This window comes from Bartonella sp. CM120XJJH (assembly GCF_042194715.1).
Taxonomy (GTDB): domain Bacteria; phylum Pseudomonadota; class Alphaproteobacteria; order Rhizobiales; family Rhizobiaceae; genus Bartonella.
The window spans coordinates 1-285 of the sequence record NZ_JBHINE010000068.1; the positions used below are offsets into that span (position 1 = coordinate 1).

Annotated in this window: 1 protein-coding gene; it reads left to right on the forward strand. The window is 41.1% G+C overall.

The features are described from left to right. Positions 1-285: hypothetical protein (locus ACFIKU_RS09740; protein WP_375657384.1), on the forward strand; the 285-nt coding region annotated here is incomplete at both ends.

A 285-nucleotide genomic window follows, 5' to 3' on the forward strand; every position in this document is an offset into this window, starting at 1 on the left:
CTGCTAATGCGGCAAAATTGACAGCCAATTCTGCGGCAACAGATGCAGAAGAAGCACAGGACGAAGCAAGAGAAGCCAAGCAAGCCGCCTCTCAGGCAAAGACGCTAGCCGAAGAAGCTAAAACGATAGCAGAGCAAGCTAATCAATCCCTTATTTCGTTTAATTTGACAGATACGAGTGAAAAAATTGAACTCTTTCGTGGTATCCTTCTTCATATTTACGATACTTTGAAAATAATGAATCTAAGTGTTGTTGCAAAGTTTTCTCCATTTCTTGTAGCAACTG